The 26641-nt window shown below is 63.6% G+C and carries 17 protein-coding genes; 5 read left to right on the top strand and 12 right to left on the bottom strand.

Annotation, left to right across the window (positions count from 1 at the left end):
• Positions 1-515 precede the first annotated feature (515 nt).
• From AC1PLU_RS04185 to AC1PLU_RS04170, 4 genes are all read left to right on the top strand, one after another.
• Positions 516-1751: a multifunctional CCA addition/repair protein gene (locus tag AC1PLU_RS04185; protein ID WP_481107791.1), complete on the top strand. Its 1236-nt coding sequence runs from the start codon at positions 516-518 to the stop codon at positions 1749-1751.
• 199 nt (positions 1752-1950) lie between these two features.
• The gene (locus tag AC1PLU_RS04180; protein ID WP_255086033.1) at positions 1951-2136 is read left to right on the top strand and encodes a DUF6229 family protein; all 186 of its coding nucleotides are present in this window, start codon (positions 1951-1953) and stop codon (positions 2134-2136) included.
• Positions 2137-2142: 6 nt separating this feature from the next.
• The gene (locus tag AC1PLU_RS04175; protein ID WP_481107790.1) at positions 2143-5016 is read left to right on the top strand and encodes a type 2 lanthipeptide synthetase LanM family protein; all 2874 of its coding nucleotides are present in this window, start codon (positions 2143-2145) and stop codon (positions 5014-5016) included.
• Between the two features lie 4 nt (positions 5017-5020).
• Entirely contained in the window at positions 5021-6910 is a 1890-nt protein-coding gene (locus tag AC1PLU_RS04170) for an ABC transporter ATP-binding protein (RefSeq protein WP_481107789.1), read from the top strand.
• A gap of 41 nt (positions 6911-6951) precedes the next feature.
• Here the strand turns inward: AC1PLU_RS04170 and AC1PLU_RS04165 are convergent, their stop codons facing one another.
• The 11 genes from AC1PLU_RS04165 to AC1PLU_RS04115 form a co-directional block, all read right to left on the bottom strand.
• Positions 6952-9615: a TonB-dependent receptor gene (locus tag AC1PLU_RS04165; RefSeq protein WP_481107788.1), complete on the bottom strand. Its 2664-nt coding sequence runs from the start codon at positions 9613-9615 to the stop codon at positions 6952-6954.
• Between the two features lie 552 nt (positions 9616-10167).
• Positions 10168-11322 carry an N-acetylglucosamine-6-phosphate deacetylase gene (nagA, locus tag AC1PLU_RS04160; RefSeq protein WP_481107787.1) on the bottom strand — a complete coding sequence of 385 codons (1155 nt, stop codon included), beginning with the start codon at positions 11320-11322 and terminating at the stop codon, positions 10168-10170.
• A gap of 2 nt (positions 11323-11324) precedes the next feature.
• The gene (locus AC1PLU_RS04155) at positions 11325-12353 is read right to left on the bottom strand and encodes an SIS domain-containing protein (protein ID WP_115037970.1); all 1029 of its coding nucleotides are present in this window, start codon (positions 12351-12353) and stop codon (positions 11325-11327) included.
• A 5-nt stretch (positions 12354-12358) separates the two neighbouring features.
• Positions 12359-13426, bottom strand: a complete 1068-nt coding sequence (locus AC1PLU_RS04150) for a LacI family DNA-binding transcriptional regulator (RefSeq protein ID WP_104549636.1) — start codon at positions 13424-13426, stop codon at positions 12359-12361.
• Between the two features lie 40 nt (positions 13427-13466).
• The gene (locus AC1PLU_RS04145) at positions 13467-14741 is read right to left on the bottom strand and encodes a sugar MFS transporter (RefSeq protein WP_023905112.1); all 1275 of its coding nucleotides are present in this window, start codon (positions 14739-14741) and stop codon (positions 13467-13469) included.
• A 44-nt stretch (positions 14742-14785) separates the two neighbouring features.
• A complete protein-coding gene (locus tag AC1PLU_RS04140) occupies positions 14786-15508 on the bottom strand; it encodes a GntR family transcriptional regulator (RefSeq protein ID WP_172839323.1) in 723 nt (240 codons plus the stop codon).
• Positions 15509-15765: 257 nt separating this feature from the next.
• Positions 15766-16938, bottom strand: a complete 1173-nt coding sequence (locus tag AC1PLU_RS04135; RefSeq protein ID WP_481095191.1) for an acyltransferase family protein — start codon at positions 16936-16938, stop codon at positions 15766-15768.
• Complete coding sequence (locus tag AC1PLU_RS04130) at positions 16935-17063, bottom strand: hypothetical protein (RefSeq protein WP_481095190.1); 129 nt, start codon at positions 17061-17063, stop codon at positions 16935-16937. The genes AC1PLU_RS04135 and AC1PLU_RS04130 overlap by 4 nt, the downstream gene beginning before the upstream one ends.
• Positions 17060-19459: an alpha-N-acetylglucosaminidase gene (locus AC1PLU_RS04125; RefSeq protein ID WP_481107786.1), complete on the bottom strand. Its 2400-nt coding sequence runs from the start codon at positions 19457-19459 to the stop codon at positions 17060-17062. The genes AC1PLU_RS04130 and AC1PLU_RS04125 overlap by 4 nt, the downstream gene beginning before the upstream one ends.
• On the bottom strand, positions 19456-22350 hold the full coding sequence (gene galA, locus AC1PLU_RS04120) for a beta-galactosidase GalA (RefSeq protein ID WP_481107785.1): 2895 nt from the start codon (positions 22348-22350) through the stop codon (positions 19456-19458). Before galA ends, AC1PLU_RS04125 begins: the two co-directional genes overlap by 4 nt.
• Before the next feature lie 165 nt (positions 22351-22515).
• Positions 22516-25224 (bottom strand): TonB-dependent receptor, encoded by a 2709-nt coding sequence (locus tag AC1PLU_RS04115; RefSeq protein WP_481107784.1) that lies wholly within the window; start codon positions 25222-25224, stop codon positions 22516-22518.
• Positions 25225-25644: 420 nt separating this feature from the next.
• Between AC1PLU_RS04115 and AC1PLU_RS04110 the strand changes: the two genes are divergently transcribed.
• Complete coding sequence (locus AC1PLU_RS04110; protein WP_481107783.1) at positions 25645-25905, top strand: hypothetical protein; 261 nt, start codon at positions 25645-25647, stop codon at positions 25903-25905.
• Positions 25906-25951: 46 nt separating this feature from the next.
• Here AC1PLU_RS04110 and gspN read toward each other — a convergent pair whose 3' ends face one another.
• The gene (gene gspN, locus AC1PLU_RS04105) at positions 25952-26635 is read right to left on the bottom strand and encodes a type II secretion system protein N (RefSeq protein ID WP_481107782.1); all 684 of its coding nucleotides are present in this window, start codon (positions 26633-26635) and stop codon (positions 25952-25954) included.
• Positions 26636-26641 lie beyond the last annotated feature (6 nt).

Here is a 26641-nt window from a genome sequence, read left to right as displayed (position 1 = left end):
ACACGGTCCCGCAATCGGCGAGGACACCGCACCAGGAAGTTGGCCGGTGGTCGGGTCAAAACCTGCCTATCGCTACGTCTGCCATGGGACGCTGAGAAGGTTGTAGGTCACTTGTTGAAAGCCCGCTTGTTTCTCCGCTTGTCTTGGGAAGCTGATTGAGCGCGCCGTTATCTAAGCAACCCACGTCAGGCATTGCTTACACCATGCACACCGACCATCTCCACTGGTCCTTGCCCGCCCACCGTCGCGGGACCTTACGCGGCATGGATGCCGCGTAAGAGCCTACACGGACGTACTTGCGGCGTGTCCCGCGACGGTGGGCGGGCAAGGGCCCTGCAGCCAATCAAAAGATCAGCGCTCTCCGCTCTACGACTGATCTATCCGCACCGACCAACCGCTGCGATACGCTGAGATTTATGTGTTGGCATCACTTGGCCACCCAAGCCTAGCCAGACGCCAACCACAATCAGTTCGCGTTGTTTCGACTCGCGCACCGCATCGGGCATCATATGGCGATGAAGATCTATCTCGTTGGCGGCGCAGTCCGCGATGCCCTGCTTGGTCAGCCTGCTGGCGACCGCGACTGGGTCGTGGTCGGTGCCGATCAGGCGCAGATGGAAAGCCTGGGCTTCAAACCGGTGGGGAAAGATTTCCCGGTATTTCTGCATCCGCGTAGCGGTGAGGAATATGCGTTGGCGCGTACCGAGCGCAAGTTCGGGCGCGGCTATCGTGGCTTCGTGGTGGATGCCGACCCGTCGGTGACGCTCGAAGAAGACCTGCTGCGCCGCGACTTCACCATCAATGCGATCGCGCGCGACGAAGACACTGGCGAGCTATTCGATCCCTACGGCGGCGCGCGCGATCTGCAAGCACGCGTGCTGCGTCATGTAGGCCCGGCGTTCGTCGAAGACCCCGTGCGCGTCTTGCGCGCCGCGCGCTTCATGGCACGACTGGCACCGTTGGGTTTCACTATCGCGCCAGAGACCGCCGTATTGATGCGCGAAATGGCCGCCAGCGGCGAACTCGACAGCCTGGTGCCCGAACGCGTGTGGCAGGAGTTGCGTCGCGTACTGGCAAGCGCACAGCCCTCTGCATTTTTGCGCACCCTGCACGACACCGATGCACTGCGCGTCATCCTGCCGCAAATCGACGCGCTGTACGGCGTACCGCAACGCGCCGAGTTTCATCCTGAAGTGGATACCGGCATCCACCAGGAAATGGTCAGCGACATGGCTGCGCGACTGGCGCCGGGCGATGCGCTGGTGGGCTTTGCCGCGCTCACCCACGATCTGGGCAAAGCACTCACACCACCCGACGAATGGCCACGCCACATCATGCACGAGCAACGCGGTGTCGCCCCACTGCAAGCCCTGTGCGAACGCCTCAAGGTGCCGCAGGACTATCGCCAGCTTGCCGTCACCGCCTGCCGCGAACACCTGAACGTGCATCGCCTGCCCGAACTACGCGACCGCACCGTGCACGAACTGCTGATGCGCTGCGATGCCTTCCGCCGCCCCGAGCGCATCGCACAGCTCGCCCTGGTCTGCGAAGCCGACAAGCGTGGCCGACTGGGCAGCGAAAACGCAACCTATGCGCAGGGCGAAGAACTCAAACGCTTGCATGCTGCTGCGCTCGCAATCAACGCACGCGACCTGGCTGCAGAAGGTTTGCAAGGCCCGCAGATCGGTGAGGCATTGGCGAAGGCACGGATTGCGGCGATTGCGGCGGCGCGCGTGCTCGGCCGCAACTAAGGCGGCTGGGGCCGTTACCCACATCGGTTATTTGCGGACGTAAGTATCAGTTTTCAAACCATCACACCGCTAGGATCAAGACGCGGCAGCATCTGCACGCGCATCCTCTCAGTGATAAATGGGCTCGATGTTCGTGCCAATTTTTTCAGCCTGCCGCACCACAACCGTCGCACCTCAATTCAAGACAAAGGATCTGCTCATGAGCGAAGAGAGTCGGAACGATCTGGTGGAATATTGGCGCAGTCATGCCGGCGATGACAATCCTGCCGGTCCGTTGTTCGTAAGCGGCGCGTATGCAGAGGCAGACATCGGCTGCGAGGCGGCTGCGGTGACCGAGCAGTGCGGCACCATTTGTACGGGGTCAGCCACGTTCCAGTGTTGTTGAGGCGGCATGGTCTCCGGCCAGCATGGCGGTGACTTCGGCACGTCGCTGGGCTGCCTGATTTCGTCACCGATCGAGAAACTGGCAGTCCAGCTCAGCGAGATGGCCTCGCTTAAACAGAGCGAACGCGATGTCATCCTCCAAGCAACGCGCGATACGTTGCTGGCAGCGCTGCATGGCAAGCTCACCCGACTTCTGTTATTGGAACTCAATGCTGCGCGAGTCAACGACAAACTCGATGGCGATACCGCAGAACAGCGCTGGCTGGAGTTTCAGCAACTCACCTGCGCGTCAGATTACTGGCAATCACTGGCCCCGCATTATCCTGGCCTGATCGAACGTATCGATACCCTGATTGCACACCGGTGTACTGCAGCGGCAATGTTCGCGCAGCGCTGGTGTAGCGATCGAAACACGTTGACGACCTTGCTGCTCACGGCGCCCGGCGTCCTTCTGGAACTGGCGTTCGGAGCTGGCGATAGCCATTGTGGCGGCCAAAACGTGGCGCTGGTGCGCTGTACTGGCGGCCAGTTGGTATACAAACCAAGATCGGTCGCGATCGATCTGGCACTGGCAACATTTGTCGGCATGCTCGCGGAGGCTCTGCCCACCAGCATGCGCGTTCCTCGTGCCATCGATCACGGCGCTTATGGGTGGGTTGAGTTCGTCGCGCATCAACATGCCGGCACGCCGGCCGGGCAGCAGGATTTCTATCGCGGCATCGGTCATTGGTTGGCGGTCATGCGGTTACTGGCCGGCACCGATCTGCACGCGGGCAACCTTATTGCGCATGGCTCTTCGCCAACGGTGATCGACTGCGAGACGCTGTTCACTCCGCGTCTTCCTGCTCCTCCGTCAGGGCTTGGCGATGCGACGGATCTGGTAGCTGCCACGATCGCAGGCACGGTCGCCAACATCGGACTGCTGCCCGGACGTGCCACCGGGCTTGGATGGCGCGGGGTCGATCATTCGGCGCTGGGATCGTTGCCCGGCCAGCAGCCGGACGTGCCGCAGCCTGCTGTGATCGATGCGGGAACCGATCAAGCGCGCATCGGGATGGGCATGGCGCGCGGAATGCCGAACGCACAGAACCATCCGGATGCACGCCCCGAACTGGCGCGCTATTGGTCCGATGTGCTGAGCGGCTTCGGCGAAATGACGCAAGTGCTGCAGCAGTTGGACGCGCGCGATGGATTAAGTCCACGCCTGGAACAGTTCGCCGGCTGCGTGGTGCGCTTCGTTGCGAGGCCAACCGAAACCTACGCCGAAATCGGCCGCATGCTCTGGCACCCGGTGTCGCTGCATAATCCGGCGCAGGCACGCCAACGCGCGTATGACTTGATGCTGCGCATGGCAGACAACGTGGGATCGGTGCCTCACGACCCCGCCATTCTGCAGGCGGAGATCAACGACCTGCTGGCTGGCGACATCCCATATTTTTCCGCCATTACCGACGATGGCTGCCTGAAAGGTCCAGGAAAAACTCACTGGAAGATTGCCGACAACCTGATCGCCACCGCGCTAGCGGATTGGCGCAACGCCGATTTCGCGCTCGAGCGTGAAGTCATCCACGCCTCGCTGATCAGCGCGTTCGTCAACGACGGCTGGATGCCGGAAGATCGCTCGTTGCTGCCAGTGGTGCCGCGACGCGGCAACATCGAGCAGCGGCGCAGGCAACAGCTTTCCGCACTGATGCGTCGATTGGTTGAGCATGCAGTCGTGGGCAAGGACGGCAGCATCGCGTGGCTGGCACCGGTGCTGGCCGCCAATGGCTGGTCGGTGCAACCGCTCGGGCCGGATATGTATAACGGCGTTGCTGGCATGGCGCTGCTGCTGGCGGCCTACCGGCGCGAATCCGCCGAAGGGCGGGCCGATCCGGTGGATGGCATCGATCACTGCCTGAAGGCCTGTGTGACCACCTTGGCAATGGGCGATGCCAAGCGACGTCGACTCATCCGCGATGGAATCCGTTTCCGCCCACTGCCGCCTGGCGGTTATATCGGACTGGGATCGCAGCTGTGGGCATATCTGGTGCTTGCCGATTTCGGCATTGATGCTGTGTTGGAACATGCTGCAGCGCTGACACAGGAATTTCCCGATGCCGCGCAGGCCGACCAGGTGTTCGATGTGCTGGCCGGTTGCGCCGGTGCGATCGTGCCGCTGATTGCGCTGGCCAAACGCACCGGCGAGCAACGTCATCTGGAGACCGCCACGGTGATCGGCAATCGTATCTGCCAGGCGGGCACGCGCAATGGCGACACGATGCATTGGACGCATACCCGTTGGCCCGACGGCATTGGAGGCTTTGCCCACGGCGTGACAGGGATCGGCTGGGCATTGACCAAACTGGCGCGGGTGACGGAAAGCTCGCTGCATGCGGGTTGTGCGGAAGCCGCCTTCGCCTTCGAGGACACGCTCTACGACCCCACGTATGACAATTGGCGCGATCTGCGCATGCTGGCCGGCAACCCGACCGCAGCGGCCTGGTGCCATGGCGCAGTCGGCATCGGTCTGGCGCATGCAGACCTGGATCCACAACTAACCCATCCGCGCACCCGCCAGGTCCTACGGATCGCCGTTGACGCAACTGCCCGCCAAGGGCTTGGCTGGAATCACTGCGCCTGTCATGGCGACTTGAGTGCATGGGAGTTGTTCGACACCGCAGCGCGCCTGCAACCAGAGATGCACGGCAACGCACCTACAGATCTGCTGGACAGCGTGCTGACCAGTATCGAAGATCACGGCGCATGCTGCGGTCTGCTGCGCGACACCTTGTCGCCCGGCTTGATGCCGGGGTTGGGCGGCATTGCTTATCAATTGCTCAGGACGCATCCGCAACATCGGATCCCATCGATTCTGGTGCAGGGAGGACTGGGTTTGTAACGCCATGGCAGAGCAACCTGCACAGATCCAGAACCCGTACTGGCGTATCGCAAGCGACGCTTCCGCACAGGGCCTGGGCGCAATCATGGTCAAGCTGGTCAGCGCAATCCGGCCGGTCGTGAGCATCGCCCGACGCGCCGCGCCGGCCGCGACCCGCGTACTGGTCGCGAGCCAACTGCTGGCGGCAGCGGCAGCGGTCTGGGGATTGCTGTTGCTCAGGCAGGTGTTGGGCGTACTGCTCTCCGGCGTCACCGCGTCCACGTTGATCGCGCAGTTGCTTCCCAGCGTGTCGTTGCTGCTGGTCGCGCAGTTGCTGCGTGTTGCTGCACGCGCCGCGGGCCTGTCCGCGCAAGCGCGCTTGGTACCGAAGGTAAGGCATCTGGCCGACGACCAGATCCTGGCCGCCAGCCTGTCCATCGATCTGGCTGCATTCGACGACCCGCACTTCTTCGATCGTATGCAGCGCGCGCGCGACCGCGGCGCATTGCACATCGAGCGCGTTGCGGTTTGCCTGTCCGAAACGCTGTCGGCGCTGCTGGCGGTGATGGCCGCATCGCTCGCGTTGCTGTGGCTGCATCCGCTGCTGCTGCTCGCCTTGCTGGTCGCCTTTATCCCCGAAGGCTGGGCGGCGCTTGCCGCCGCACGGCTGCACTATGCCGGCATGGACAAGACCATCGCGTTGACCCGCCATGCACGGATGATCGCCGAACTTGCCACCTCGCGCGATGCAGCCGCAGAAATCCGTGCCTGCCAGGCGCAGAACTACGTGCTTGGCCAATACCGGCGCAGCGCGATTCCACTGCAGGAGCATCTAATCGACCAGGCCACCGTAGAAGCCCGAACGATGACGCGTGGCCGCCTGCTATCGATGCTCGGGCTATTGCTTACCTTTGCCGGTCTTGCCGCGATGTTGCAGACCGGCTGGTTGAACCTGGCTCTAGCCGGCACTGCAGTCATCGCCATCCAGATCACCACCAGTGCATTCGCGCAGTGCTTGCGCATGCTGCACGAGATCTCCGAGCGCGCGCTCTACATCGCCGACTATCACGATTTTCTGGCATTGGCAGCAACCCAGGTTGCGGCAGGTGGCGACAGGATACCGCCCGCGCAGGCGGGCGAGATCGTGCTGGACGATGTCGGCTTTTGCTACCCAGGCATGACCGAACGCATCGCGCTACAGGGCATCAGCTTACGCATCGAGGCAGGTCAGACGATTGCACTGGTCGGTGAAAACGGCTCAGGCAAGACCACCCTGGCCAAACTGATTGCGGGGCTCTACCGGCCTAGTATCGGTGCGATTTACTGGGACAGTGTCGATTTACGCCAATTTCAAACACAGGTATTGCGTGAGCGCGTGAGCATCGTGCAGCAGCATCCGCTGCGCTGGCCAGGCAGCGCGCGCGACAATCTCCGGCTCGGTCAGCCCGAGCGTCATGACCCCTCGGACGAGCAGCTGCAGCGTGCCGCTGAGCGCGCACAGGCAACTGCGGTGATCGAGGGATTACCTGGCGGCTGGGATTGCCTGTTGTCGCGTGAATTCGTGGGCGGTCACGATCTCTCCAGTGGTCAGTGGCAACGGCTTGCAGTGGCGCGAGGCATCTTTCGCGATGCCCCGCTGGTGATCTGGGACGAACCCACCGCTCCGCTCGACGCCAAGGCCGAACACGCCGTCTTCGAATCGTTGCGCGAGCTCGGGCGCGATCACACGGTCGTGCTCATCACCCATCGCCTTGCGAGCGTACGCGAAGTGGACCAGATCTTCTTTCTGCAGGAAGGCCGGTTGATCGAGCAAGGCACGCACGTAGAGCTGATGCAACACGGCGGCGCCTATGCGGAGCTGTATCGCTTGCAGGCGCGACAACACGAAACCGAAGGTCAACAGCGCAAGGAATGACTGGAGCAGCTACGTTGCAGCAGCCGCTCCGGCCATGATGCTCAAAGCTTGAAATTCAGACTCAACATGAAAGAACGGCCGTTCTTGTAAATGTAGTACGGCTGGTTCTTGTTGCCGATGTAGCTGAAGTAGGTTTCGTCCAGCAGATTGGTGGCTTCCAGCGCCACGCGCAGGCGCTCGGTGGCCTGGTAGCCGAACGATGCATCCACCTGGGTGAAGGCATCGGTCATCTGCTGACCATTGAGCCGGCCGATCTGGGTGAAGTATTCCGAGCGCCAGCCCAGATTCACCCGCGCGCTCCATTTGCCCTGCTCGTAGTACGGGCTGATGTTGTAGGCATTGCGCGAGTTGTACGGCAGGCTGTAATCGCCGTCGGTCTTGGAATCGGAATAGGTGTAATTGGCCACCACGCCGAATCCGTTGCCGAAGTTGTGCTGCAGGTTGAGCGCCACGCCACGCACCTTGGCATCGCCGGCATTGGTCGGCACGGAGGTCTGGTACGTGCTTGAACCGCCGGTGGCGTTGTTGAAGAACACCCGGTCTTCCACCGTGGTCAGGATGTAGTTGGAGATATCGCGTGAGAAGAATTCGCTGCTGAGCAGGCTGCTGTCGGAGAAATACCACTCCAGCGATGCCCCCAGATTGGTCGACTCGTACGGGCTCAGACCGGGATTGCCGGTGGATGCGGTGAGCGTGGTGTCGTCGGTGGCCACGTACGGGGTCATGTTGGTGTAGCGCGGCCGCGCGATCACCTTGGAGGCGGCAAAGCGCACCATCAAATCGTCGCGCAGGTCGTAGGCGATATTGAAGGCCGGCAGCCACTTGCCATAACTGTTGAGGAAGTTGACCGGCGTGTAGCCGCCGCCCGGCGCATAGCTGAAACCGTCGGTGGAATCGCGCGTATGCACATAACGTACGCCGATATTGCCGCGATACCGCTCGCCGGAAAAATTGGCCTGCAGGAACCACGCACGGTTCTGCTCTTCGATGCTGTAGTTGCCGGCGTAGCTGATCGGCAGCCCGTCATCGCCTTCCAGTCCACTGATGTACTGGCTGATCGCGCCGCTGTTGATCGTCGACCATTGCTGCATATCGGCGCTGGTGGATATGCCATCCAGATAGCCCGATGGCGTGGTGCCCGGCGAGAATGCGGCGAGCGTGCTGCCATCGTTCGGCGTCCAGGTGCGGCTGTACGCCGATTGCCCGGTGGCGTGATTGGTGAGCTTGATGCCTGTCAGAATCTGCGTGAACGGCCCCCACTCCACTGCATGATCGAAGTCCAGCTGCAGATAGCGCTCTTTGTCGTACTGCGGGCTGTGGCTGGCCGATGCATTGTTGAGTTGCATCGCTGCCGCGTTGGTGGGGTCGGTGCTGTAGTCCATCGCGGTGCGGCGCCCGTCGATGTTGTAGCTGTAGCCGGCAAGATTGCGGAACTGGATGCCGTAGATGCGCTCGGCACCACCTTGCGAGCTGGTGTAGCCCACCTGGCTGGATGCATTCCAGCCATCGCCATGCCAGTCGGCACGCAAGTGGATGCTGCCGGTGGTGACATCGCTGTTGCGCAGATAACCGTCCAGGAACGTGGTGGATTGATCGCCGAACGTACCCGAGGTGGCCACGCCGTTTTCGAAGCCCAGCGCCTGCGCATCGCCCGGGTTGGAGCCCCAATAACCGTAACGACTCTGGTTGTAGTTGTCGAAACTTTCCTTGACATACAAACCGGTCAGATTGAGCTCGAAGTCGGCATCCGGCTTCCACTGCAATGCGGCGCTGACACCATCGCGCTTGCGGGTCTGCTGAAACAAGGCCGTGTTGATCGAGGTCGGAAACACACCGGTGTTATTGCCCACCACACCCGGCGGAAACCCTGCGCCTTCCACGTTGTCGTAGCCGAAAATTTCCACACCATCGCGGCGCAACACGCGCTGCGAATGCATCACCGAGGTGAGCACGCCCAGGGTTTCGTCCTGGTTTTTCCAGCTGTACAACGCCGATACGTTCGGCTTGGGGTCTTCGGAGCGATCGTTATAGCCGTAGCTCACCGTGCCGGTCAGCGTATTGCGCTCGAGATCCAGCGGTTTGCGCGTGTGCACGATCACGGTGCCGCCGATGGAGCCTTCGTCGATGCGTGCTTCCGGGGTCTTGTAGACCTCCATCAGCCCCACCACTTCTGGCGCAAGCGTGCTGTAGTTGAACGAGCGGCTATCCGGATCGTTGGGGTCGCCGCCCCAACTGGTGGAGGCAATGGTCTGGCCATTGAGCAGCACGCGATTGAGCGCAGGATCGGTGCCAAGGATGCTGACTTTTTCGCCTTCGCCGAATTGCCGGTCCACGGTGATGCCGGAGAGCCGCGACAGCGATTCGGCGACGTTGGTATCGGGGAATTTACCGATGTCTTCGGCGCTGATCGCATCGACGATCGCATCGGCATTGCGCTTGACGTTGAGCGCCTTGCCGAGACTGGCCTGATAACCCACCACCTTGATTTCATCCAAGGTGGAGACCGATGGATTAGTTTGCGCGGGTGCCTGTTGCTGGGCAGGTGCAGGCTGTTCCTGCGCGAATGCGGGAAGTGCCGCAGTGCTGGCAAAAGCCGCGCCACCCAACAGCAAACCACGGACCGCTGCGCTCAGTGGCGAACGACGCGGTGCACGCGCATGACACAGGAAATGACCGGACAACTCGAACACACGGGGATACACCATTGCGTGGACCTCTAGGCTGATACGTCGCAACCGGTGAGTTGCGCAAGAACGCGCGATGCGCGTGCCATGCCCGCACTCCGTCCCCTGTGCCGGATGCGAGCAACGTCCCGCACTGCCTCGTGGCGTGCGGGTCAAGACGGCAGACCGATGCATGATCGGCGGCAACGTCTGCATAAATTCGGAGTGTGCTCCTGTTCGCTGACAACGTTATCAGCGAAGGTGCCTACCGCAAGCCGCGCTGTCAACTCAACGACACAAACAGCTTGATTTATGTGTAATTCGTCGAATTCAACGCAGATAACGGAATGACGACGTGATCGCCATCGCATTCTTTTTGGTGTGTGGGCAGACCACTGCGCATGAAGACCTGATGCCATAAGGCTGCGCACGTAGATGTTGCGATGCAAAGTGTTTTGGATGCTTGGATGTGGCGCGTACTCGTACGCAACGCTCTCACCAGAAAGCACTCGCCTTTTACTGCAGAAACGCTGCGAGTCCATGCGGCTGCGGCAACTCGCCGCGCGGCATGGATCCACGCACCGGCACGCACGCCTACTCGCGCTGCCCGGCCACCCAGGTCGCCAACACCTGCACATCCGCATCCACCAGCACCAGATCCGCTTGATAGCCCGGCGCAACCCGACCTAGGCGATCGCCCAGGCCGATGCACTGTGCGGGATAGGTGGACGCCATGCGCGCGGCTTCGGCCAGGTCAACGCCCAGCCATTGCACGCTGTTGCGCACGGCGGTGGCCATGTCCAGCGCGGAGCCGGCCAATGCGCCGTCGGCGTTGCGCACCACACCGTCCACGGCGGTGATGGTCTCGCCATACAGATCGAAACTGGGGCTGTCGGCACCGACCATCGGCATGGCATCGGTGACCAGCAACAGCTTGCCGCGAGGCTTGGCCGCCAACGCTAGGCGCAGGCTGGCAGGGTGTACATGCACGCCGTCAACGATGACGCCGCACCACACGTTAGGGTCTTCCAACGCGGCGCCTACGGCGCTGGGCTCGCGCCCAGTCAGTTGCGACATCGCGTTGTACAGATGGGTGAAGCCACTGACGCCGGCGGCAATGCCGGCGTGGGCCTGCTCGTATGTCGCTGCGGTGTGGCCGGCGAACACGATTGCGCCGCCGGCAACGAAGGCGCGGATGTCGTCCAACGGCACGCGCTCGGGCGCGAGCGTGATCAGGGTGACGCCGTTGTCCAGCGAGGTGTCGACCGCAATCTCGTGCGCGTCCGGCAGGCGGAACTTGTGCGCGTCGTGCGTGCCCTTGCGGGCCGGGCTCAGGTATGGGCCTTCCAGATGGATGCCGAGCACACCGGGCACGCCTTGCGTTATCGCCTGACGCGTGGCTTCGATCGCCTCGGCCATCACCTCGGCGGTGTCACTGATCAGCGTGGGCAACATGCCGGTGGTGCCGAAGCGGCGATGCGCCGCAGCGATCGTGGCCAGTGCCTGCGGGTCGCGCGCGTTGTTGAACAACACGCCGCCGCCGCCGTTGACCTGGATGTCGATAAAGCCCGGCAACAAGGTGGCGCCACCCAGATCCACACGTGTGTGCGCCTGCGCAACACGCGCATCGTCGGCCGCCACGACCGCCTGGATCTGCGTGCCGGCCAGCAAGACAACCAGCCCATCCTGCAGGCCGTCGTCGGTGAGCACGCGTGCATTGCACAACGCTTGAATCGGGGAAGCATCCATGTTCAAACCGTTTCCGTAACCTTGTTCAAATGCGGCGGCAAATCGGGATTGTGGCCACGCTGCAATGCGAGCGCATTGATGGCGCGATAGAAACTTTGCACGGTCAGCAGCGGTGCGCTGGCCGGATGTGCGGCATCGGCCAGCGGCAGGTCGCCATCGGGCGCGGCCAGCCACACCTGTGCGCCACGCGCGCGGAACTCGGCGGCGAGCGCACGCGTGCCGGCACCGGTTTCATCCGGCTGGGCAAACACCAGCACCGGGAAGCCCGGCCCCACCAGCGCCATCGGGCCGTGTTTGACCTCGGCCGAGCTATAGGCTTCGGCGTGCAGGCCGCAGGTTTCCTTGAACTTCAAGGCCGCTTCCTGCGCCGCGCCCAGGCCCAGGCCGCGGCCGAGCACGAACAGGTTGTGTGCGGGCACAAGCCCTGCAGTCAGTGCGGACCAGTCGGCCTGCCAGGCGTTGCGCAACTGCTGCGGCAATGCATCCAGCGCGGCCAGCAATGCGGGGTCGTTCTTCCACACCGCGCCCAGGTGCAGCACTGCGGCGAGCGAGGCGAGATAGCTCTTGGTCGCGGCCACGCTTTTTTCCGGGCCTGCGCCCAGCGGAATCACCACCTCGGCCAATTGCGCCAGCGGCGAATCTTCCACGTTGACCAGGGCGACCACGCGCGCGCCGGCAGCCTTTGCGGCCTCGGCATTGCGCAGCAGGTCAGGGCTCTTGCCCGATTGCGAAATCACGATGTACAGCGCGCCGCGCAATTGCAGCGGAGCTACGTAGACCGAACCCACCGACGGCGATGCCGAGGCAGTGACGATGCCGAGCTGGGTTTCGAACAGGTACTTGGCGTAGGTCGCTGCGTGATCGGAGCTGCCGCGCGCGCAGGTCACCACGAACGGCGGCGGTGTGTCGCGCAGGGATTGCGCAAGTGCGGCGATGGTGTCGGCGTTGCGGGCGAACTGTGCGGCGACCACGTCGGCGGTCTGCGCCGCCTCGCGGAACATCAAGGTGTCGGTTTCGAGGGGAAGGCTCATCGGGCTCAGACGGATTCGGTGGGAGAGGATTTGGCGGCCGGCGGTTGCGCCGGTGCTGTGGAACCGCGCACGACCAGTTGCGGCACGAAGCCGCGGTTCTGCAATTGCGCGGGCTGATCGTCGTAGGCATCGCTGCGCAGCTGGCTGATCAACAGGCGTGCAGCATGCCGCGCGATGTCGTCGGTGGCCTGCTTGGCGGTGGTCAATGCCGGCCACGACTGACGCGAAAACGGGCTGTCTTCGAAGCCGGCGATCGACAGTTGATACGGCACGTTCATGCCGGTGGATTTGGCCGCTGCCAGCACGCCGGCGGCGATTTCGTCGTTGCTGCCGAAGATGGCAGTGGGCGGTTCGCGCAGCGACAACAGACGGCGCGCACCACGGAAGCCATCGTCGAAGGTGTAGTCGCCGGGAATCACCAGATGCTTGTCCAGCGTGATGCCGTAATCCTTCAACGCAGCTTCGTAACCGGCGTAGCGCTCGCCGCTGGAGCGATGCTGCGGGCCGCCCCACAGGAAGCCGATGCGTTGATGGCCGAGCTGGATCAGATGTTCGGTGATCTCGTAAGCCGCAGCGCGGTCGTCGATATATACGCAGGGGCCATCGCCCGGGTCATCGGTAGCGGCGATGATGCGCACGCTCTTGATGCCGCGCGCGGCCAGCCCGGCCATCAGCTCGGGGCGCTCTGACATCGGTGCGGTCAGCACCACGCCGGCCAGACGCGAGCGTTGCACCCATTCGGCCAATTCTTCGGCCAGCAACGGCGAGGTGGAATCACAGGGATGGATCTGCAGACCGAAGCCGGTTTCGCGGCACGCGGCAAGCACGCCATTTTGAATGGCGATGATGTGGTACGGGTTGGGGTTGTCGTACACCAGACCGATCACGAACGGCGTACCGCTGCGCAGATTGCGTGCGGACGGATCGGGTTCGTAGTCGAGATCGGCGATGGCGCGCAGCACGCGCGCGCGCGTGGCCTGCATCACCGATGGCTCGTTGTTGATCACCCGCGACACGGTCTTCAACGAGACCTTGGCGCGCTCGGCGACATCTTTGATGGTGGGCCTGCGCATGGATGTACCTTGTTCGTCGGAACGCATCATGCCGCGTCGCTCACTTGGCCTGGGCCGGCAGGCCCACGCGATGACCGCGCAGCGAATAGAACAGGATGTACAGATAGCACGGCACCATCAGCGCAGCGAACACGACCTGGAAGTCGTAGTGCTGTTTGAGAATGGCGAACAGCTGCGGAATGATCGCGCCACCGGCAATACCCATGACCAACAGTGCCGAACCGATTTCGGTAAAGCGGCCGAGCCCGCGAATGGCCAGCGGGAAGATCGCCGGCCACATCATCGCGTTGGCAAAGCCCAGCGCGGCAACGAAGCCCACCGACACATAGCCATGCGTGAGCAATGCACCGAGCGAGAACAGCACACCCAGCACCGCCGACACGCTCAAGTAGCGTGCCTGCGAGATCACGCGCGGAATCAGCACCAGGCCGGCGATATAGCCCACCAGCATCGCGCCCAGCGTGTAGGAGGTGAACAGTTTGGTGCTGTCCAGCGGCAGGTTGAAACCATGACCGTAGGTGCCGATCGCATCGCCTGCCATCACTTCCACGCCCACGTACACGAACAGGCACAACACGCCCAGCCACAGATGCGGGAACTGGAAGATGCTGGATTTCTGCACGCCGGCAGCGCCGGGCGTTGCATTGGCCTCGGAGGCCTTGAGTTCGGGCAACGGCGAGAACAATACGCCGATGGCCAACAGCAACAGTACGCCGGACATCACCAGATATGGCGCATGGATCTTGGCGGCAAACGCAGTGAGCAAGGTCTCCTTGGTCGCCGCATTGGCACTGGCCACCTGCTCGGACAGATCGCCGATGCCGTGCAGCACCAGCGAGCCGATCAGGATCGGTGCCAGAATGCCGGCGATCTTGTTGCAGATCCCCATCAGCGCGATACGCCGGGCCGCGCTTTCGATCGGGCCGAGGATGCTGATGTACGGATTGATCGCGGTCTGCAGCAGCGCCAGGCCGCTACCGATCACGAACAGGCCGCCCAATGCGCCCGGATACCAACGCTGGGTGGCGAACTGGCCGAACGCCGCCGCACCCACCGCCATCACCACCAGACTCAGCGCCAGGCCTTTCTTCATGCCGGTGCGTTTGAGGATCCACGACGAGGGCAGCGCCAGGAAGAAATACGACAGGTAGAACACCATCAGCACCAGAAACGCGTTGACCTCGTTGAGGTCGAACGCCAAGCGCACGAAGGTGATCAGCGGCCCGTTGATCCAGGTGAAAAAGCCGATGATGAAAAACAGCACGCCGACGATGGCGATCGAGACAACGGGATTTGCGGGCCTGGCAGTAGTCATGGATCGGCTGGCTCTGAGGTTGTCGTTGGGGACGCCGGGTGGAATCAGCGGCGCAGTTCGGCGACGAAATCGTAGAAGTCGTTGTGGCAATAGGTGTCGGTCAATTCGATCGCGCTGCCATCGCGCGCATAACCCACGCGCACAACATGCAGGATCGCCTCACCGGTCTTCATGCGTAGGTGTTCGGCCAGCCGCGCAGGCAGATTGATCGCGCGGAAATACTGCAACGCGCGTACCACCGGGGTGCCTTGCGCATCCAGATAGCTGTAGAGCGAATCGCCGATCTGCTGCGGGTCGGCGACGATGCGTTGCGGCAGCACCGCGTGCTCGTAGGCCATGACGCGGTCGTCGGCGCTGCGCAGGCGTGTCAGCGAGGCCACGGCCGCATCCGGCGACAGACCGAGCCGCAGGATTTCTTCGCCATGCGCCGGGCGCAGGCGCCGCTCCAGCCAGCGCGTGCCCGGCTCGTAACCCTTGATGCGCAGCGTCTCGCTGAAACTGGTTAGGCCGCTCAGCTGATGCTGGATCTGCGCGGTGACGAAGGTGCCGGCGCCCTGACGGCGCGAGACCAGGCCTTGTTCGACCAGCACATCCACCGCCTGGCGCAGGGTCACCCGCGAAATCTGCAGCCGCTCGCACAGCTGGCGCTCGGCCGGCAGCGCCTCGCCGGCCTTCCACTCACCGCCGCGGATGGCGTCGGTGAGCTTGCCGGCCAGTTGCAGGTACAAGGGGGTCGGCGCGGACGCGTCCAACGCCAGATCGTCCACCCGGGGATCGGTGTCGTTCCGGGGTGCCGCCTTGGGTTTGGCCATTGCTTGTCCTCCGGACCGACTTGGATTCGTTAGGTCCAATATAGTACCAATTTGGCCGCAGCGCATCTGTGCAGTGCCGATCCCGGCGACAGCTCGCACTGACCTGCGAATCGCAAGGTTCCGCGCGTCACGCGGCGGCCGGTGCTGGCAGGATCTGGCGGCGACAACCTGCAAGCATCGGCAGCCATACCATCACTTGACGCGCCGTGGCCTCACAACCGCAGGTACCAGCGCCGCTGATCCATCCACCAGCCCACGGCCCAGCACAGCAGCGTGTAACTCAGGGCGCATAGCAGCGAGCCGAGTGGCCCCGGCGCGATGGTCTGGAAGACGCGGATACCGGCCCAGGTGTACAGGTCCAGGCCGGAGCTGCCGGCCGGGAGCAGGCGCAGCACCACCACGAACAATTCGGAGAACAGATAGATCGCCAGCGGGTTGCGCCCCAGCACGGTGAAAAAACCGCTGCCGCCGGTCCAGCCGCGCAGCTCCAGCAGGTAGACCAGCACGCCCAGGGCCAGCAGATCCAGGCCCACGGTGCAGGCGACGAACGACCCGCTCCAGAGCTTTTTCGACAGCGGCCAGGCCGGGTTCCACAGCAACGCGAGCAGCACCAGGCCCGCGCCGGCCAGCAGCAGCGTGCGCGTGGCCGCAGCGGTCTTGCCGCGGCGCTGCAGGAAGCGCCCGGTCACATAGCCGGCCAGCACGTTGACCGTGGCCGGCAGCGTGCCGAGCAGGCCTTCCGGGTCGAAGCCGTTGTCTTTGCGATACAGGTGCGCGCGCCCGTACAGCCACAGATCCAGCCGGGTGCCGGCGTTGCCGGTCTTGCTCAACTCGGCGCCGGGCTGGCCGAAGACGTACAACACCGCCCAGTAGCCCAGCAGCAGCGCCACGCAGGCCGGCGCGATGCCGCGTGGCGGCAGATAGCGCACCAGCAACGCGGCAAGGAGATAGCACAAGCCAATGCGTTGCAGCACGCCGGTCAGGCGGAGTTGATCGATCGCGGTAAATGCCCATTCCCCACCGGGCTGCAGATGAAAGAACGGAAACCAGTACATCAGCACGCCGCATAGAAAAATCAGCGCGGCGCGCTTGCCCACGCGGCCGAGAAACTGCCGATGCGGCGTGTCGGTTGCCAGCGCGAAACTCATCGCGCTGCCGACTGCGAACAGGAACGAGGGAAACACCAGATCGGCGAGCGTGAAGCCGAACCAGGCCGCGTGGGTCAGCTGCGCATACGCCTGCGCACCCGGCCCGGCGGTGTTGACCAGGATCATCAGGAAGATGGTCAGGCCGCGGAAGACGTCCAGCGATAGAAAGCGTTCGCGCTTTGGCGTTAGCGTTGGCGATGCAGTGATCGCTGCAGCAGCGGGTGTTTGTTCGCTCATTGCAGTTCCTTGTCCAGGCACTGCAGGTGGGTGCGAGGTGTGCGTTTGATGCCGATGGCTTGCGTGATTGCATCGCCGCTGCAGCGGTCATGCATGCCGACGAAGCGCAAGACGGATCCGCTCATTGGGCGGCGCCTTGGACAGTTCCGTGCATGGCGCCGTGCGCAACTCCTTGCACCTCGCTTTGCATGTCGCTTTGCAGAGCGCTCGGCACATCGTCGTGCGCATCCACCTGCGCCAGCAACGTGCGCAGCGAGGTCAGTGGATCGCGTGGTGGCTGGCGCTTCGGAACGGTGCCCTGCTCGGCCCATTGACGCTCCCACGCTGCAAGCTGTTTGTTGAAGGCCACTTCGTCGAACGGCGTGCCGGCCTTGCGCGCATCCCGGTAGGCGCTCAGAAAGCGCGTCCAGCGTTGCAGATAGAACTCCACGTACATGCCTTGCCAGGCCTTGGACGCGTAATCGGCAAGATTGCCGTCGCCGCCCCAGACGCTGACCTGCGCGCGCGCATTACCCACATACACGCGACGCAATGCGGCATCGTCGCCCGCGGCCGCGGCCGCCTGGCCGGTCCAGTCGGCGAGGGTTTCGTGTTGGCCGCCGACCAGTGCATCGAGTCCTTGCACCAACCGCGTGGTGCGCGCCAACAGCGCATCGCCGCGTGCGAAGTTGCCGGCGCCGTACGCCTGCACCACTGCCTGCAGTTGGCGGTCGGCGTGCAGGCTGAGGTAATGCCGCGCGTCTTCGATCAGGTCGTAGCGGTACAGCGGCGCGTCGGCGTAACGGTCGGCTTGCTGCAGTAGCGAGTCGATGGCGCGGCGCAGGCGTTGCGGATCGCCGGGGCGATCGTCGAAGCCGACGATGTCGGCAGTCGGCCGCTTGAACAGCAGATACGCGCCGGCCCGCTTGTTCCACCAGCGCGGCGACCAATAACGGGTCTGGTAGATGCCAGCTTCCAGATCCGACCAGGCCTGCAGCAATGCCGCATCGCTACGACCGTAGCGGGCGCGCGTGTACTGCGTGAGCCACTGCGACCACGATTGCTGCGGGCCTTCCCAGGCCAGCGCGTAGAGATACTCGTAGACCACCGAGTTGCTGTGCAAGCCTTCGGGAAACACGCCGAAGCCGCGCAGATTGCGTTTGTCCGGATCGGCCAGCAAGGCCTGCAGATCCTGCCGATAAAACGCAAAGTCGCCGTACAGCGGATTGCTGGCGCCGTAGTTGTGCACGTAGCCGTAGATCCATTGTTTGTTGTCGAAGGCCTGCGAGGCCTTCCAGGTGCCGGGATAGCGGTCGTTGCCGATGTCCAGCACCATCAACCGCGCGTCCGGCACCTTGCCCAGAAACGCCGCGATCGCCTGCGGTTGCCAGAACTCGCGGTCGGCACCGAACAGCCAGCCCTGCATCACCCAGGTGGCCTGCGGATTGACCTGGGCGATGGAGCGATACAGCGCCTGACCGTACTCGGCCAGGCGCGCGTCGCGTTGCGCAGGCGGCACTGCCTTGGCGCGTGCGGCGTCGGAGTTGGCGATGCTGTCGCCATATTTGGCCGCGGCCACGTCGCTGCCGTCGTCGGCCACTGGCGGCAGCATTTCGTTGAAGGCATCGGCCAGATAGAACTCGCCAGCGCCGTAGGTTTGCGTGTACAGCTCAAGGAATCGGCGCGCAACTTTGGCGAACAACGGATCGCGCGGATCCAGCCAATAGGTTTCGTGAAACCCCTCCCAGGCGCGCATGCGGTAGATGCGCGCGTTCGGATGTGCCTGTGCGAATGCCTTGGGCACGTAGCCGGCAAACGCCGGCAGCACCGGTTGCATGCCCAGCTCGCGCATGCGTGTGAGGATCTGCGTCTGCAGCACGCGCTTGCTGTCGATCCACTGTTGCGGCAACGGCGCGCGATAGCCTTCGATATTGCCCATGCGCTGCCACGGGGTAAACGCCGGGCCGGAGAAATACTCCGCCAGCGCAGCATCGCCCACATCGAACTCGCGCCACAGCGCTTGCCAGATTGCTTCCTGCCCTTCCATCGCCAGCGGCATGTCGATGCCGTGCAACGCCATCCAGTCGATCTCGCGCTGCCAGCGCGGCCAGTCCCAGAACGGCGTGGTGTAGCCGTAGGTGCAGGTATTGAGATAGGCACGATGCGCAAACGGCGTGCGCACCTGGCCGCTGTTGTAGGTGGGCCATTGCGCCGGCAGTGCCACGCGGTCGCCTTCCCAACTCATCGACGCCGCACCGGCCTGGCCGAGATATGCGTAGGCGCCGCGCGCCAATGCTACCTGTGAGGAGCCGGCAATGCGCACCGTGTCGCCACCGGCATCGATGCGATACCAGTCTGCGCCGTCGCCGCGTGGCGCCATCGTCATCTCGAACTGTGCGGCACGTGTGCCGATCAAACGTTGCACCACCGCCTGTGCGGGCGGTGCGGCCAGCACGCTGACTGGAATGGCGAGCAACGCGCTCAGCAATGCACCAGCGAACAGGCGCGCATGCGACGAGGGTGAAAACGATAAAGCAATCATGGCGAGTTCCGATAATGCACGGTGACGACGTCGTGGAATCCAAACGGCTGATCGGCGGCGACCTGCATGATCACCGCCAGCGTGCGCGCACCGGTCGCTGGCGCAAGCGTCAGTTTGATCGGCGTGCCGGCTGCCGCTTGCGCCACCGCGTGGCCATCCAGAAACACCTGCGCCGGCCCGCTGAGCCGGCCCAGATCGAGCACGCCGCCGTGAGTCTGCACGCCTTGCCACGGCGTGAACTGGGTGCGGTACAGCACGTAGCCGGCGCGCTCGGGTGCGGTTTCCAGCGTGCCGGGTAGCGTGTTGCTCCAGCTGTTGTTGTCGTTGGGGCGGCGCGACAGATCCGCTGCCGGTGGCTGCGCGAATGCGGCAGTGTGGCGCCAGCTTTCGACCACCATCACTGGTGCGGTCACTGCCACAGCCGCTGGTAGCGGCACCGCCGTGCAGGCGATCTCGGCCACCGCATCTTGTAGTCCTGCGGCGCGCGCCTGTAGGCGTAGTACGCCGACACCGCTCCCTGCCTGCACGATGGCCTGCGCCAGTCCGTTGAACAAGGCCACCTGCGTGGCCTGATCGGGTGCGTGCGCATTCGGGTCGCCATTGCCCACGCCCAGCAGCCGGCCGCCGCTGATCTGCAGCGTCAGCGTTGCATTGCAATCGGGCACGTGGCGGCCTTGCGCATCCACCGCCTCCAAGGTCACCGGCTGCGCGTCGCGGCCATCGCCGCGTAGTTGCGCGCGGTCGGGCGTCAATCGCAGCGCAACCGCTGGGCTGGTGGTTTCCACGCGCGTGCGTGCCACCTCGCGGCCATCGCGCCAAGCCACCGCTTCGAGGACGCCCGGCGCGTACTGCACCTGCCACTGATTCATCTGCGCGCGATCCACCGCCTGTTTTCCCAGCGAGTGGCCGTTGAGCCATAGCTCCACCTGCGCGGCATTGCAGAACGCCATCACCTTGATCGCCTGACCTTCGCGGCCCGGCCAGTTCCAGTGCGGCAACAGATGCAGCACCGGCGCATCGTCGATCCACAAGGCGCGGCGCAACCAATACGCACCCTTGGGAAATCCGCACTGGTCCATGATGCCGAAGAACGAGCCCACCGATGGCCATTCGAACGGGGTGGGTTCGCCGCGATAATCGAAGCCGGTCCACACGAAGCTGCCGGCAACGAACGGGCGCTCGGCAATCAGCTGCCAGGCGAGGCGATGGGTATTGCCCCAGTCGGCGGCCAAGCTGTCGTCTTCGGCCACCACGTGCGCATCCAGATCGGTGAACCACGCCCCGCGCGTTTGAAACGCACTGGTGTCTTCGCTGGACAGCATCGGCGTGCGCGGGCGCGCGGCATGCACGCGGTCGTAGTTGTACTGGCGATAGTTGAAGCCGAGCACGTCCACCACATCGGCTGCGCCGCGCGTGGCGAACATGCCATCGTTCATGCCGGCGGTGATCGGGCGGGTGTCGTCGAGCGCACGCACCGCGTTGGCCGCGCGCGCGATGATGGCGTAGCCGATGGCGGTGCCCTGCAGCGGCTCTTCGTTGAGCAGCGACCACAGGAATACGCTGGGATGGTTGCGCTGGTGCCGCACCATCGTTTGCAACAGCGCCACGTACTCGGGTGCGGGGTTGAACAAGCGGTTCTCGGCCATCACCAGCATGCCCAGCCGGTCGCAGGCCTGCAGCAGTTCCGGCGCCACCGCGTGATGCAGGCGGATGGCATTGCAGCCCATCGATTTCAGGCGACGCAGGCGAAACGCATGCAAGGCATCGGGCAGCGCCACACCGACGCCGGCATGGTCCTGATGCAGGCACACGCCCTTGATCTTGAGCGCGCGGCCGTTGAGGAAAAAGCCGTGGTCGGCATCGAAGCGCAGGCTGCGAAAACCGATCTCGCACTCGGCATGATCGCTGCGGCCGTCTTCCCCGCGCACGCTGGCCACCACGCGATACAGCACCGGCGTGTCCACGCTCCAGCGCTGCGGCTGCGCGACCGAGACGCTCACTTTTGCCTGCGCAGTGCCGAATGTAGCGACGCGTAGTTGCGTCTCGCCATGTGCCACCACAACATCACGTGCATCGCGTAGTTCGACATCTACCCAGGCCTCGGCAGGCTGCTCGCCACTGTTGACCAGCTCCAGCTCCACCGGCACCTGCCAGACATCGCCCGGGCCTTCGCGCGGCACCGCTGCCAGGCCATCGCCAGCGATGTGCAACGGCGTCCGCAACACCAGCCAGGTGTGCCGGTAAATGCCGCCGCCTTCGTACCACCATCCATCCATCGCATCGGCATCCACACGGATGGCGATGTTGTTCAAGGCGTTGCCGTAGCGCGCGACCGGCGTGAGGTCGATCACCAACCCGTTGTAGCCACTCCAGCTGCGCGCCATCAGCATGCCGTTGACCCACACGGTGGCATGGCTGGCGATGCCGTCCAGACGCAGCTCCACCGCCTGGCCGCGCGCCGACTCGTCCAGCCGCAGCGTGCGCCGGTACCAGGCGATACCGCGCGGGCGATAGCCTTGCGCGATATTGGCGTCGGCGCGCACCGGCTGCTCCACCACAAAATCGTGCGGCAGTTGCAGCTGCCGCCAACCGGTGTCGTCGAAGTCCGGCGCCGCCGCGCCCCAGGCCCGGCCGGCCTTGGCGTTGTCGTAGGTCTCGTCCTGCGCAAGCAGGCGCGGGAACGGCAGATCGCCGTCATGGAACCGCCAGCCTTCGTCCAGATCCAGCCATTGGCCACTGCCATCTTTGACCGATGGCGGCGGAGTGGGACGCGGCTTTCCGGTAACACCAGAGCCTGCAGTTGCAGCGCTCGCCATGCCGAGAGTCAGCGTCGGAACCCCGAGCAACGACGAGGCACAGACGCTACCGGCGAGGAAGTCACGCCTGCGCATGGCAGTGCCCGATCAACAGCATTGCGTACATCCCCTGCGAACGACGCGCAGCAGCAACACCCGCAGCATCTTTGAAGTGCGCTCCCACAACAGCTGCAGCATTGCATTCAATGCGTGCTGTAGCACGCAGCCGTGCACACTGGCGCTGCGCGCCCTCCCCCGCCATCAAAGCATGTCCCACTGCATCGACAGGTAGTAGCTGCGACCAGTAACGCCAGTCATCTGCCAACGGCTGGTGATGTCCTTGTAGGCCTCTTCGGTACGGTTGGTGAGGTTCAAACCACCCAGCTGGAAGCTGAGCTTGTCGTTGACCTGATACCCGAGCACCGCATCCAGCTGCGTGCGCGCCTTCATGGTGTGGCCTTCGCGCGCGAAGAAGCTGTCGCTGCTGTCCTGCTCGTACTCACTGCGATGGTTGAGCGAGACGCGTGCCGAATAATGCTGGCTTTCCCAGTATGCGGTGGCGTTCCAGGTCTGCTCGGACAGATTGCGGATCTGGAATGCCGTATCGCGCTGTGGAATCACCCGAGTGAAGTTGGAGGTCACGCCGAAGCCATCGATCGGCAACCACGCATCCAGCGATTGTGTCCAACCCAGCTCGTAACCGCGGATCTTGACTTTGCTCGGATCGTTGGTGGTGGCGGTGATCTCGTAGATGTTGCCGCCGCCGTCCACGCAGTCGCCGGCCGCATTACTGGACAGTGCGGTGCCGTTGAACGCGCCCGGGCAGACGATGCTGTTGAAGGTACCGTTCTTGATGTTCTTCCAGAACCCAGCAACGGTGAGCGCGCCACCGTTGCCGTAGTACCACTCCAGGCTCAGGTCGGCCTGGTCGGCGGTCAATGCCTTCAGATCGGTCTGGCCCTGGGTGACAATGAACGTGGTGGTGCCGCCGGTATTGGTGCCGGTGGAAATGGTCGAAGCAATGGCGGTATTGCTGTCCAGGATCGGCCGCACCAGCACCTTGGCGGCGGCAAAGCGCAGCAGCAGGTCCTCGCGCATGTCCAGCACCAGATTCAGGCTGGGCAACCAGTTGGAATAGTCGTACGGCGCGCGCGCGGTACCGATCACCACGTTGGCGTCGTCGCTGGCTGCCTGCGCCTGGGTGAGGTAGGTGTCGGTGGTGCGTTTGGTGTTTTCATACCGCATGCCCACGTTGCCACGCAGGCGCATGCTGCCGATGTCGGTATCGATGCGCGCCATCACATAGGCCGATGAAATGTCGTTCTCGATGCTGTAGCTGCTTTGCGGGGCGAACAGCACCGGCACGGTGATGCCGGCAGCCGCCAGCGAGCGCGCGTAGGCCGCGATGTCCGGGGTGACCCAGCTGTCCTGCGAGGCGAGTTGTCCGTCGAGGAAGTTGCTCACCGTGCTGTTGGCGGCCGACAGTTCCGGGAACATGTCGAAGCCCGACACGGCACCGGTCCTGAGCAGATACAGAAAATCGCGCCGGCGCACATCGCGGTCGAAGGTTTCGCGGCGGTATTTGGCACCGAAGCGCACCGCGTTCAACGCACCCATATCCAGATAACGCTCGGCATCCAGTTGCAACGACCATTCCTTGTTGCTGAGCGACTGGATGCCGCCATTGGGATATTCGCTACGCACCAGATTGGCCTTGTCCCAGGCGCTGGCATCGGTGGCGTCGGCATCGGTGATCAGCGAAATCGCATCCGAATTCGAGGTGTCCAGCAGCGTCGAGGTCGGCTTGCGGCCCAGGATCGCCGCGCGCTCGTTTTCGTCGGTCTTGCCTTCGGTGTAATTGGCCGCGCCACTCAAGGTCCAGGCATCGCCCTTCCACTTGAAGTCGTAGGTCAGCAGCCGCGTGGACAGATCGTGCTGTTCGATCTGGCGGTTGTTTTCCAGCCAGTAGTCCGACGCCGACACCTGCGTGGCAGTGAGCCCGTTGGTCTGCAGCACGGTCAGCGGGCTGCGCTCGAACGAGTACACCAACTGGTTCATGTCGTTGGCGGTCTTGTCCTGCGAATACAGCGCGGTGAGGTTCATTTCCAGCTGATCGCTGGGCTTCCACTGTAGCCCGCCGTTGAACATCTTGCGGGTGGTTTCGCGCTCGATCGAGCGGTAGCGCGGGCGGCGTGGAATGTACAAGGTGCCGGCGTCGGTTTGCTGCGTATACCAGCGGTCGATCCACAGATAATCGGCGCGATCCTTGAGCTTCTGATACCCGGCGCTGAGGAACACGCCCAGATCGCCACCCCCGAATTTGAACTGGTCGATATAGGTCAGCACGCCCTTGGGCGTGGGCGCGCCGCCGGCAAATTCAGCGTATTGCGCCTTGGCCGAAAACAGCAGCTTGGTCTGCTTGTAGTCCAGCGGTTTGGTGGTGTTGATGTTGACCGTGCCGGACAACCCACCGGCATCCATGTCGGCCGACGGCGACTTGATCACCTCGATCCCGGCCGCCACTTCCGGCTGGATGATGTCGTAGCGGAAGCCATCGGTGAAATCGGCGCTCTTGATCACCTGGCCGTTGATGGTGGTGGCCGAATACTGCGGCCCCAGGCCACGCACGCTGATGGTGGAACCGCGCCCGTTGATGGTGGAGATCTGCACACCGGGAATGCGCTGGATCGCCTCGGCGATGTTTTCGGCGGGGAACTTACCGATGTCCTGCGCCGAGATGCCATCGGTCATGCGCACGTCGTCGCGCTTGTTGTCCATCGCGGTGATCAGGCTCTTCTGGTAAGAGCTGGTGACCTTGACCGTATCGAGCTGGGAAATCTGCGCAGCGTCTGCAGGCGGCGACTCCTGCGCCTGCGCGCTGGCGCCGCAGGCAAGCAGCGACAGCGCGATGGCGATGGACAGCGAGGAAGGCGAACAACAACGCAACGAGGCACGCGAGACAGGTGACATGGGAGATCCTGAGGTGGAATGGCTGGACGACGACGCGACTGGCATTCCGATCGATCAGCGATGACAGATCCCGGCGTTGGGCAACCCACCCACACGCGCACAGGCCCCCAGTCCCGGACATCCAGAACCGCCTGCGATCTGTTGTTTGAGACACACCCCGTACGGCCCCCCGTGGGTGCCGATGCCGCCTCCCTCCCAGGACGGACATCGCGTGCCATTGCTGATCAACGGCCCTGACTGGCAAATACCAATTCAGTAGATTTGATTCTTATGGTCTTTAAAAGATTCTGTCAACAGTCACTATCGAAAGTGTTTGATCGCTCATCGCGACTGGAGCCACATCCTTTATCCAAGGGTTTTTATGGGTGCGCTCAGGATCATTCGGGTGCATCCCGGGTATCGTTGTCACAGGACCAGTCAATGACCAATTCGCCATTACCAGACCAATTTTTGTTCCAGGCGAAATGTGCCAGACGCACCGCATTCGCTGGAAGCTGCGTCACAGTCCATATTCAGGCGTTCCTGCGTGTCGAAAGCGGCGTCGATGTCTCACCAACGCAACCAGCTAACGGCAGCAATGACTACAGGCTGCGCTACGCCGACAACGTTGTCAGCAGGCTAGCTGTGCGCGCCGTCAAGTCGGCCTGGACGAAGCCACAGGCCATCACGCATGCACGCTAATGGTGCAGAAGACCGATCACCCGGTGCGTAAGCTGCGAAGCCGCTCTCAGCGCAATTGCTCCTGATCGATGCGCAACAACGTGCGCTCGGGCGTGGCGGTAAAGCCCAGCAGTTGCAGGCCCACGCCCAGCACCGCGTCCTGACCGGGATCGACGCGCGACTGCAGCTGCCAGCGTCCGTCGCGCCACAGTTGCAGCTGCACGTTTGCCTGCACGCCTGCAGGCAGCGCGGCGTCCGGCAGTAGTGTCAGCACTGCGGTGTCGTCCACGCACACCGGTTGCCCGGATAACCGCAGCGGCGGCAAACCCGGCAGCTCGCCCGCCCCACTCGGCAGCAGTTGCAGGCTGACCCGCCCGCGTGCGTGCACGCAGCGGGTGGCATCGAACAGCAGATCGACCTGCTGCAGTTCCAATGCCAGATCGATCAAGGTCATCCCCGCAGGCTGGCGTACCAACAACTGCCCCTGCGCATCCCGAATGCCGTGTTGCGTGCCATCCACCAGGTGCACCTGCAGCTGCGTGGTCTGCAGGTGCACCTGGCGCTCGCCACGCAACAACGGCAAGACGCGTGGCCGCACCGCGACATCGCCGAATGCGATGCCCTGCCATTGCACCTGCCGCAACGTGCCGGCCCACACCGGCCCTTCCACGTCCAGCACCGAAAACGGCAGCCCCTCGCGTGGCAGTACCAGGCGCAGTGGCAGCCATGCCAGCAACGCGACCAATAACATCAGTGC

This window comes from Xanthomonas sp. NCPPB 2933 (genome assembly GCF_056725225.1).
The sequence above is the reverse complement of the archived record's forward strand: the minus strand, read 5'-3'. Positions and strand labels throughout refer to the sequence as shown.

Excerpts from the sequence above, each read along its gene's own strand:
- AC1PLU_RS04150 (WP_104549636.1), bottom strand. The coding sequence starts at position 13,426 with ATGCGCAGGCCCACCATCAAAGATGTCGCCGAGCGCGCCAAGGTCTCG.
- AC1PLU_RS04135 (WP_481095191.1), bottom strand. The coding sequence starts at position 16,938 with ATGAGCGAACAAACACCCGCTGCTGCAGCGATCACTGCATCGCCAACG.
- nagA (WP_481107787.1), bottom strand. The coding sequence starts at position 11,322 with ATGGATGCTTCCCCGATTCAAGCGTTGTGCAATGCACGCGTGCTCACC.
- AC1PLU_RS04145 (WP_023905112.1), bottom strand. The coding sequence starts at position 14,741 with ATGACTACTGCCAGGCCCGCAAATCCCGTTGTCTCGATCGCCATCGTC.
- galA (WP_481107785.1), bottom strand. The coding sequence starts at position 22,350 with ATGCGCAGGCGTGACTTCCTCGCCGGTAGCGTCTGTGCCTCGTCGTTG.
- gspN (WP_481107782.1), bottom strand. The coding sequence starts at position 26,635 with ATGTTATTGGTCGCGTTGCTGGCATGGCTGCCACTGCGCCTGGTACTG.
- AC1PLU_RS04180 (WP_255086033.1), top strand. The coding sequence starts at position 1,951 with ATGAGCGAAGAGAGTCGGAACGATCTGGTGGAATATTGGCGCAGTCAT.
- AC1PLU_RS04115 (WP_481107784.1), bottom strand. The coding sequence starts at position 25,224 with ATGTCACCTGTCTCGCGTGCCTCGTTGCGTTGTTGTTCGCCTTCCTCG.
- AC1PLU_RS04155 (WP_115037970.1), bottom strand. The coding sequence starts at position 12,353 with ATGAGCCTTCCCCTCGAAACCGACACCTTGATGTTCCGCGAGGCGGCG.
- AC1PLU_RS04175 (WP_481107790.1), top strand. The coding sequence starts at position 2,143 with ATGGTCTCCGGCCAGCATGGCGGTGACTTCGGCACGTCGCTGGGCTGC.
- AC1PLU_RS04130 (WP_481095190.1), bottom strand. The coding sequence starts at position 17,063 with ATGAGCGGATCCGTCTTGCGCTTCGTCGGCATGCATGACCGCTGCAGC.
- AC1PLU_RS04125 (WP_481107786.1), bottom strand. The coding sequence starts at position 19,459 with ATGATTGCTTTATCGTTTTCACCCTCGTCGCATGCGCGCCTGTTCGCT.
- AC1PLU_RS04185 (WP_481107791.1), top strand. The coding sequence starts at position 516 with ATGAAGATCTATCTCGTTGGCGGCGCAGTCCGCGATGCCCTGCTTGGT.
- AC1PLU_RS04170 (WP_481107789.1), top strand. The coding sequence starts at position 5,021 with ATGGCAGAGCAACCTGCACAGATCCAGAACCCGTACTGGCGTATCGCA.
- AC1PLU_RS04110 (WP_481107783.1), top strand. The coding sequence starts at position 25,645 with ATGACCAATTCGCCATTACCAGACCAATTTTTGTTCCAGGCGAAATGT.
- AC1PLU_RS04165 (WP_481107788.1), bottom strand. The coding sequence starts at position 9,615 with ATGGTGTATCCCCGTGTGTTCGAGTTGTCCGGTCATTTCCTGTGTCAT.